The organism is Streptomyces sp. NPDC096040, assembly GCF_040303265.1.
GTDB lineage: Bacteria > Actinomycetota > Actinomycetes > Streptomycetales > Streptomycetaceae > Streptomyces.
This window is the reverse complement of sequence record NZ_JBEOTA010000074.1, coordinates 1-8,228: the sequence shown is the minus strand read 5'-3', so window position 1 is coordinate 8,228 and position 8,228 is coordinate 1. Positions and strand designations below refer to the sequence as shown.

Here is an 8,228-nt window from a genome sequence, read left to right as displayed (position 1 = left end):
CCTGGCACCTCACCCCAGCCACCGCATAGCGAAAAGGGCCGCCCGGCCCACGGCCGGACAGCCCCAACAACAAGATTTTCAGCAGCCTTCTAGGCGGTGAGGAGCCGCGCCAGTACGGTGGCGTGGCTCTGCTGCGGAGTCCTGGACGCGGTGACCAGGGTCACCGGGCCCCTGCGGGCCGTATCCCGTAGGCCGTCGAGGAGTTCGGCGGCCTCGGGAGCGGTCAGCTCCGCCTCGTAGCGGTCAGCGAACTCGTCGTACGACCCCTCGCCCGCGTGGTACCAACGGCGCAGCTCGTTCGACGGCGTCAGCCCCTTGGGCCACTCGTCCACCCGCGCGTCCGCCTTCGACAGCCCGCGCGGCCACAGCCGGTCCACCAGGACCCGCACACCGTCCTGAGGCTCGGGCGGTTCATAGATCCTGCGGACGCGCACGCTCATGGTCGGGCACCTCCCCGGCTCGGTGGTGATGTCGGTGCCGTGAGCGTATGCGGCGGGTCCGCACCACCGGCTGCCGACGCGGCGCAGCTTGACCGGAATGAGGCAGAATCGCGGACGCCCGCGCGCCTAGTCTGTGGGCCATTGATCACCGGCCACCCCCCGAAGGAGCCCATGTGCAGGGCGCAAGCAGACGTATCGCAGTCCTCCGCCGTGAGGCCGTCCTCGGCACCGTCCCGGTCGCCGTGGCGGCCCTGCTCGCCGCCGCCGGACCGGCCTCGGCGAGCACGATCGGCGCCGCGGGCGCGGGCGACCCCTACTTCCCGCTCAGTGGCAACGGCGGCTACCACGTCGGCCACTACGACCTGACGCTCCGTTACGACACCTCCTCCGGCCATCTCGACGGCAAGGCCGTCCTCACCGCCCGCGCCACCCAGAAGCTCACCCGCTTCGACCTCGACCTCAAGGGCCTGAAGGTCACCCGGGTGACGGTCGACGGCCGGACCGCCCGCTTCAGCCGCAGCGGGCAGGAACTCGTCGTCACGCCGGCGCACGCACTCGCGAAGGGCCGGGAGTTCCGGGTCGCCGTCACCTACAACGGCACCCCCAAGCAGGTCACCGACCCCGACGGTTCGGCCGACGGCTGGATCCGCACCGACGACGGCGCGTTCGTCGCCGGCGAGCCGCAGGGCGCGATGACCTGGTTCCCGGCGAACAGCCACCCCAAGGACAAGTCGTCGTACGACTTCACGATCACCGTCCCCAAGGGCCGCACCGCCGTCGCCAACGGAGTCCTCCTCGGGCAGCACACCGCCGGCGGCCGCACCACCTTCCGCTGGCGGCAGAGCGAGCCGATGGCCGCGTACCTGGCCACCGCCACCGTCGGCACGTTCAAGGTCGAGCAGTACACCACCCGGGACGGGATCAAGGTGTACAACGCGGTCGACCCGCATGAGGCCAGCGGCTCTGCGGCCGTGCTGAAGAAGCTGCCGTCGGTCCTGGAGTGGGAGAGCAGGCTGTTCGGGCCGTACCCCTTCCGTGCGGCCGGGGCGATCGTCGACCACGCGCCGAACGTCGGCTACGCCCTGGAGACACAGAGCCGGCCTGTCTACGACTCCGCGCCCGACCTCAGCACGCTGGTGCACGAGAACGCCCACCAGTGGTTCGGCGACTCCGTCTCCCTCACCGCCTGGAAGGACATCTGGCTCAACGAGGGCTTCGCGACGTACACCGAGTGGCTCTACAGCGAGCAACATGGCGGCGACAGCGCGCAGAAGACCTTCGACGCGCTGAACGCCAAGCCGGCGAGCGACGAGTTGTGGGCGTACCCGCCCGGGAACCCGGGGAAGGGGGCGAACATCTTCGGCACGCCGGTGTACGCGCGGGGTGCGATGGCGTTGCACGAGCTGCGGAAGGCCGTGGGGGATCCGGTGTTCTTCCGGATCCTGCGGGCCTGGGCGAGTGAGCACCGGTACGGGCACGGGACAACTGCGGAGTTTGTGAAGCTCGCGGAAGGGCAGTCGGGGCAGGATCTCGGTTCGTTGTTCCGGACGTGGTTGTACAAGAAGGGCAAGCCGTAGTGGTTCGGGTGCGGGATGTGGGGGGTTGCTCGCGCAGTTCCCCGCGCCCCTTCGGGGCGCTCCAGCCAACGGGGATGCGAAGCTGACGAGTTTCTTACAAATGTCGGCCAGAGTCGGTCTCATGATCCATCGCAGAACAGCTGTCGCCCTCCTCGCCTCCCCCCTCCTGCTCTCGGGGTGCGGGGGTGGCGCCGAGGCCGCGCCGAGCCGGTCGGACGACGACCGGCCGGCGCGGACGACGGCTGCCCCCACACCCGAGAGCGGCAGCCCGCGGCCCACCGGCATACCGGGGCTGGGACCGCGGACCTCGGCCGCGATACCCGGGCGGGCCGAGCAGGTGGTCGTCGCCAGGGGCCGGGGCAAGGACTCGCCCGTCTCCACCGTCGTCCTCTACGAGCGCGACGACAGTGTCTGGCAGCCCGGTGCGAGTTGGCCCGCGCACAACGGCAAGGACGGCTGGAGCGAGCATCACATGGCCGGAGACCTTCGCTCACCCGTCGGCGTGTACGGGCTCACCGACGCCGGAGGCCTGCTCTCCGACCCCGGGAGCAAGCTGCCGTACCACCAGTCGTACGGCTTCCACTCGCCCGGCACCGGCTTCGAGGGCGAGCCGCTGGAAGGCTCCTTCGACTACGTCGTCGCCATCAACTACAACCGCGAGCCGGGCACTTCGCCCCTCGACTGGACCCGTCCCATGGGCGCCGGGCGCGGCGGCGGCGTCTGGCTGCATGTCGACCACGGCGGTCCGACCCACGCCTGTGTCAGTGTCGCCAAGGCGCACATGAAGGAACTGCTGCGCACCCTGGACCCGGACCGGCATCCGGTCGTCGTCATGGGGTACGCCGACTGGCTCGCCCGGTAGGCCCCCGGAACTCCGCTTAGGATCCGAACCTGTGTGCGCACATGTGCTGGTCGCCGAGGACGACGAGATGCAGGCCGAGCTGATCCGGCGCTCCCTGCTGGCCGAAGGCCATACCGCGACCGTGGTCCACGACGGCGCCGCCGCACTGGACGCGGCGCGCAGGCTCGGACCCGACCTGGTGGTCCTGGACCTGATGCTGCCGGTGATCGACGGCTTCGGCGTGTGCCGGGTGCTGCGCGGCGGCGACCCGGAGATCCCGGTGCTGATGCTCACCGCCCGGTCCGAGGAGGACGACGTGCTGCTCGGCCTGGAGCTGGGCGCCGACGACTACATGACCAAGCCGTACAGTCCACGCGAGTTGATGGCCCGGATCCGGACGATCCTGCGGCGGAGCGGGCGGGCTGCCGCGGCACGGGAGGAGCCTGCCGTGACCGCCGCCGGGATCAGCGTCGATCCCGTGCGGCACGAGGTGCGCTGCGACGGGGTGCCGGTGGAGGTGACCCCGGCCGAGTTCCAGATCCTGCTCGCCATGGCCGGGGAGCCCCACCGCGTGTTCACCCGGCGGCAGCTGCTGCAGTGCACCCGCGGTTTCGACCGGGCCTCCACCGAACGGGCCGTCGACGTCCATGTGATGAACCTGCGCCGGAAGATCGAGGCCGATCCCCGTCGGCCGGTGCGGCTGCTGACCGTCTTCGGCGTCGGCTACAAGCTGAGCGGCGGCCGTCCGTGAAGGCCCGGATACCGTGGCGCGAACGGCTGCTCGTACGGCTGCTGTTCGCCTCGGTGCTGTTCGCCGTGTGCTCGGTGGCGGCCACCGCCTGGCTCGCGGTGACGACCACCACCAGCGCGCTGGAGGAGGCGCAGGGGCAGGACCTCGCGGCCGACAACAAGATCCTCGCTCAGCTCAGCGGGTACGCCGCCGACCATCCCGACTGGACCGGGGTGCAGCGCACAGTCCGCGCGCTGGCCGCGAAGACCGGCCGCAGGATCGCCCTGACCACCGCGGACCGCACCCTGATCGCCGACTCGGCGCCCCACGACACCCCGCTGCCACCGCGGCCCGCGGCCGCCGTGGACCCCCTGCACACCGACACCTACACCGAGTTCGGCGCCCAGCTCAGCGGCATCGACCCGCGCGCGGTGGGTCCGTTCCGGCTGGCCGCGATCGAGCGCGAGAAGCTGGACGCGGTCGCGACGAACGAGCAGGGGTGCTTCGACCGCGTCGGCGCCCGGACCACCGTCCAGCACACCCCGAGCGGGCGACCCTATGTCGTCGTCGACGACGGGACGGACACCGTCCTGTACCTCAAGGCCGGGTGCGGCAACGTCTTCGGCACGCCGACCAGCGGGACGAGCGACGCGCTCGACTTCCCGACCCCCACCGAGACCAAGGCCCTCACCGCGCTGACGGAACTGGCCCGCCCCTGTCTCAAGGCCAATGACATGGATCTCGGCGGCCCGCTCTCCCTCACCTACGACACCACCGGACGCAACCCGGTCTCCGGCGGCTTCCTCGTCACCGGGAAGGACGTCAAGCGGGAGATGGACCAGACGGCGAAGAACTGCGTCACCAACGCCCGGCGCACCCAGCTCGAACCGTATGTCGCCCCGGCCGCCGAACTCTTCCTCGGTTTCGGCGACAAGACCGCACCCCGCTTCGACATGTCCCCGGCCAACAAGGCCAGGATCGTCGGCGTGGCCGGCCTGGTCCTCGCCGTCACGGTCGCGGTCACCGCGGTGGTCGCCACCCGCCTGGTACGGCCGCTGCGGGCGCTCACGGCCGCCGCCCAGCAGCCGCCCGAACTGCACGCGCGGGCGCCGGTGCGGACCCGTGACGAGATCGGGCTGCTGGCCGAGGCGTTCAACGACCTCACCGAGCGGCGGGAGCGCCTTGAGGAACAGCGCAAGGCCATGGTCAGTGACATCGCCCATGAACTGCGCAGCCCGCTCACCAACATCCGGGGCTGGCTGGAGGTCACCCGGGACGGCGTGGTCGACCCCGACCCGGCTCTCCTGGCCTCGCTGCACGAGGAGGCGCTGCTCCTCCAGCGGATCATCGACGACCTCCAGGACCTCGCGGCCGCCGACGCCGGCACCCTGCGCATGCACCGCGAACCGGTCCGCGCCGCCGACCTGTTCGACCAGGTCGCCGCCGCCCACCGGGTGGCCGCCGACGCGGCCGGGGTCACCCTGCTGACCGACGCGGACGCCACCGCCTGGCTCGACGCCGACCCGGTGCGGATGCGGCAGGCGCTGGGCAACCTGGTCTCCAACGCCATCCGGCACACCCCCGGCGACGGAACGGTGACCCTGGCCGCCCGCCGGGACGGCGCCGAGGTCGTGCTCACCGTCACCGACACCGGCAAGGGCATCGCCCCCGACGATCTGCCGCACGTCTTCGAACGGTTCTGGCGCGCGGAGAAGTCCCGCAGCCGCCGCACCGGGGGCAGTGGGCTCGGCCTCCCGATCGTGCGCCACCTGGTCGCCGCCCACGACGGGACCGTCGAGGCCGCGAGCGAACCGGGCAAGGGCGCCGAGTTCACCCTGCGACTGCCGGCCGCCGAGGCGCCGGCCGACGTCAGCTGAGCCGGCGCGCGGCCTTCTGCCGGCGCCGGGCCAGCAGCCGGCGCTCCGCCTCGGTCGTACCGCCCCAGATGCCGACGGCCTGCCCGTTCTCCATTGCCCAGCGCAGGCACGGCTCCCGGACCGGGCAGCGCTCACAGACAGCCTTCGCGCGCCGTGTCTGGTGCAGCGACGGGCCGGTGGTACCGACCGGGAAGAAGAGGTCGGGGTCCTCGTCGCGGCACTCGGCGTGGTCTCGCCAGTCGTCCATCGAAGTCACCTGCGATCCAAGTCGGCTCTGCCGTTTCGTGTGCGTGCTCCGGTTCGGGTCACCGGAGCGGGCGCGGCCGAAACGGCCAAGTCCCCAGGAAATCGCGGACGGTCACTGCTCGCGCAGGCCCCAGGGCGAGCCGTACTCGGTCAGCAGGTCGAGGAACGGGCGGGCCGGGAACGCCTCCGGGCCTAGGACGCCCGAGCCCGACCACGCGCCGGTGGCCAGGAGTTCGAGGGCGACGACAGGGTTGAGGGCCGTCTGCCACACCACAGCCTGACTACCGTACTCCGCCATGGACCACTCGTTGTCGACAACGTGGTAGAGATACACCTCGCGTGGCTGCCCGTCCTTGACCCCGCGCACCCAGGTGCCCGCACAGGTCTTGCCGCGCATCCGGTCGCCCAACGTCGCCGGGTCGGGCAGCGAGGCGGCGACCACGTCCCGCGGCGAGACCGCGACCGGGCCGTCGGTGCCGGGCACGGTCACCGGGGCGGTCCTGTCCAGCCCGAGCAGGTGCAGGGTCTTGAGCGTGTCGATGAACTCGCGGCCGAGCCCGTACTTGAAGGTGACCCGCCGCGCGTCCACCCAGCGGGGGACGAGCAGCACCTCCTCGTGCTCGACGTTGACGCACTCGACCGGCCCGATCCCCTCCGGGAAGTCGAACACCTCCGGCTCGCTGAAGGGGGCGGTGGTGAACCAGCCGCGCTCCTTCTCGTACACCACGGGCGGGTTGAGGCACTCCTCGATCGTGGTCCAGATGCTGAAGGAGGGCGCGAAGTCGTGACCGTCCACCGTCAGGTCGGCGCCGTCACGGATGCCGATCTCCTCGATCTCGTCGAAGAGCTCGTCCGCCGCGTACCGCGCGAACACGTCCGAGAGCCCCGGCTCCACGCCCATCCCGACGAGCGCCAGCGCGCCCGCCCTGTCCCACTCCTCGGCCCGTGCGAACTGCTCGTCGCCCAGCTTCACCCCGCACTCCTCGTACGGCCGTTCGGCGTGCGGCCGGGACAGCGACATCGCCATGTCGAGGTACCCGGCGCCGGCCTGGCGGGCGGCCCGGAACAGCGGCATCACGAAGCGCGGGTCGGTGGCGTTGAGCAGCACGTCACAGCGGTACCGGGCCAGCAGGCCGACCACGGCCGCCTCGTCACCGGCGTCGACCCGCTCGGCGAGGAACCGGTCGTCGCCGACGGCGGCCACGGCCGCCTCGGCCCGGGCCGGGTCGTAGTCGGCGACCACCATCACCTCGAAGAACGGGCGACGGGCCGCGATCCGGGTGACGGCGGTGCCCACACCACCGGCTCCCACGAGCAGTACGCGCATGGCGGAATCTCCTTCTCGAACAGTGTGCGAGGTCGAGTACGGGGCGCCCGGCCGGAATCAAACGCCGTGCCCTGTCATAAGGTCAATGGCGTTGGCATAAGAATCGTCGGCGCAAGACCGTTTTCGCCGTGAGAATCCTGGGAGTACCCGATGCCCAAACCGGTCGTACCGGAGGAGAAGCGCCGCCGGCGCCGGCCCACCCGCGGCGGCACGGTGCTCTCCGAGCCGCTGATCGTGGCGACCGCCCTGCGGCTGCTGCGCGAGCACGGCAGCGCGGGCCTCACCGCCCGCCGCCTGGGCCTGGCCCTCGACTGCGACCCCAGCACCCTCTACCGCTACTTCCGGGGCATGGACGACCTGACCCTGGCCATCGGCGACGCGCTGATCGGGCAGGCACTGGCCGGCTGGGCGCCGACGGGGGAGTGGCGCGCCGACCTGCGCACGATCGGCCTGCGCATCCACGCGGAGTACGTGGCCCACCCGCAGGCGGCCCTGCTGACGGCGAACCGGGTGACGGGCCGGGCGCAGGAGCTGGCGGCGGACGAGGCGATCCTGGACGTCCTGCGCACGGCGGGCTTCCCGCTGCCGGAGACGGTCCGCATCTACCACGCCTTCATCGACCAGACCCTGGCCTTCGCCGCCCTGGACGCGGCATCCCTGGCCCTGCCCCAGGACTCCCTGCGAGCGGACGAGGCCAAGTGGAACTCGACGTACGCCCAGCTGTCGCCCACGACTCATCCGCGCATCGCGGAAGCGGCCCCGCTGCTGGCGAAGAGGATGGTGACCAGCGCATACCCGACGGCACTGGAGATGCTCCTGACCAGTGCAGAACGGTCCTTGTGAACGCGCCGCCCCTACGGCTGGCGCAACGCACCACTCGCCGTACTCACCACCGCCTCCGCCACCGCCCCCAGAGCCGGCGAATCCAGCTTCCACTGCTGCCAGTACAGCGGCACGTCGACCCACAACTCCCGCCCACCGAGCCGCACCAATCTCCCCTCCCGCAACCGCGGTTCCGCCTGCACCTCCGGCACCATGCCCCACCCCAGCCCAGCCGTCACGGCGTCCACGAACCCCTCGGACGTCGGCATGTGAGACTCTGCTGCTCAATTCCGTGCGGGGTGACGGTGGGCGCGGGATGATCGTCCGTGCGGCTGTTGTCCTGTCGTGCGGCCGTGGGGGTGATGCGG

8 protein-coding genes and 1 pseudogene are annotated in these 8,228 nt (G+C 71.5%); 5 read left to right on the top strand and 4 right to left on the bottom strand.

What is annotated here, in order from left to right:
- Nucleotides 1-89: 89 nt before the first annotated feature.
- Nucleotides 90-440, bottom strand: a complete 351-nt coding sequence (locus tag ABTY98_RS41760) for a DUF488 domain-containing protein (RefSeq protein WP_352226404.1) — start codon at nt 438-440, stop codon at nt 90-92.
- 173 nt (nt 441-613) lie between these two features.
- Between ABTY98_RS41760 and ABTY98_RS41755 the strand changes: the two genes are divergently transcribed.
- The 4 genes from ABTY98_RS41755 (at nt 614) to ABTY98_RS41740 (ending at nt 5,465) form a co-directional block, all read left to right on the top strand.
- Complete coding sequence (locus tag ABTY98_RS41755) at nt 614-2,017, top strand: M1 family metallopeptidase (RefSeq protein ID WP_352226403.1); 1,404 nt, start codon at nt 614-616, stop codon at nt 2,015-2,017.
- A gap of 121 nt (nt 2,018-2,138) precedes the next feature.
- Entirely contained in the window at nt 2,139-2,879 is a 741-nt protein-coding gene (locus ABTY98_RS41750) for a L,D-transpeptidase family protein (protein ID WP_352226402.1), read from the top strand.
- A gap of 31 nt (nt 2,880-2,910) precedes the next feature.
- Nucleotides 2,911-3,609, top strand: coding sequence for a response regulator transcription factor (locus ABTY98_RS41745; RefSeq protein WP_352226401.1), 699 nt, complete (start codon nt 2,911-2,913; stop codon nt 3,607-3,609).
- A complete protein-coding gene (locus tag ABTY98_RS41740; RefSeq protein ID WP_352226400.1) occupies nt 3,606-5,465 on the top strand; it encodes a HAMP domain-containing sensor histidine kinase in 1,860 nt (619 codons plus the stop codon). Before ABTY98_RS41745 ends, ABTY98_RS41740 begins: the two co-directional genes overlap by 4 nt.
- On the opposite strand, the gene ABTY98_RS41735 is transcribed toward ABTY98_RS41740, so the two are convergent.
- Both ABTY98_RS41735 and ABTY98_RS41730 read right to left on the bottom strand, forming a co-directional pair.
- Nucleotides 5,458-5,712 (bottom strand): WhiB family transcriptional regulator, encoded by a 255-nt coding sequence (locus ABTY98_RS41735; protein ID WP_352226399.1) that lies wholly within the window; start codon nt 5,710-5,712, stop codon nt 5,458-5,460. The genes ABTY98_RS41740 and ABTY98_RS41735 overlap by 8 nt on opposite strands.
- A gap of 111 nt (nt 5,713-5,823) precedes the next feature.
- Nucleotides 5,824-7,038: a saccharopine dehydrogenase family protein gene (locus ABTY98_RS41730; protein ID WP_352226398.1), complete on the bottom strand. Its 1,215-nt coding sequence runs from the start codon at nt 7,036-7,038 to the stop codon at nt 5,824-5,826.
- 150 nt (nt 7,039-7,188) lie between these two features.
- On the opposite strand from ABTY98_RS41730, the gene ABTY98_RS41725 reads away from it, so the two are divergent.
- A complete protein-coding gene (locus ABTY98_RS41725; protein ID WP_352226397.1) occupies nt 7,189-7,881 on the top strand; it encodes a TetR/AcrR family transcriptional regulator in 693 nt (230 codons plus the stop codon).
- Between the two features lie 11 nt (nt 7,882-7,892).
- On the opposite strand, the pseudogene ABTY98_RS41720 reads toward ABTY98_RS41725, so the two are convergent.
- Nucleotides 7,893-8,132, bottom strand: a pseudogene (locus ABTY98_RS41720) (LysR substrate-binding domain-containing protein); the annotation flags it as partial.
- Between the last annotated feature and the right edge of the window lie 96 nt (nt 8,133-8,228).

Excerpts from the sequence above, each read along its gene's own strand:
- ABTY98_RS41760 (WP_352226404.1), bottom strand. The coding sequence starts at position 440 with ATGAGCGTGCGCGTCCGCAGGATCTATGAACCGCCCGAGCCTCAGGAC.
- ABTY98_RS41735 (WP_352226399.1), bottom strand. The coding sequence starts at position 5,712 with ATGGACGACTGGCGAGACCACGCCGAGTGCCGCGACGAGGACCCCGAC.
- ABTY98_RS41750 (WP_352226402.1), top strand. The coding sequence starts at position 2,139 with ATGATCCATCGCAGAACAGCTGTCGCCCTCCTCGCCTCCCCCCTCCTG.
- ABTY98_RS41725 (WP_352226397.1), top strand. The coding sequence starts at position 7,189 with ATGCCCAAACCGGTCGTACCGGAGGAGAAGCGCCGCCGGCGCCGGCCC.
- ABTY98_RS41730 (WP_352226398.1), bottom strand. The coding sequence starts at position 7,038 with ATGCGCGTACTGCTCGTGGGAGCCGGTGGTGTGGGCACCGCCGTCACC.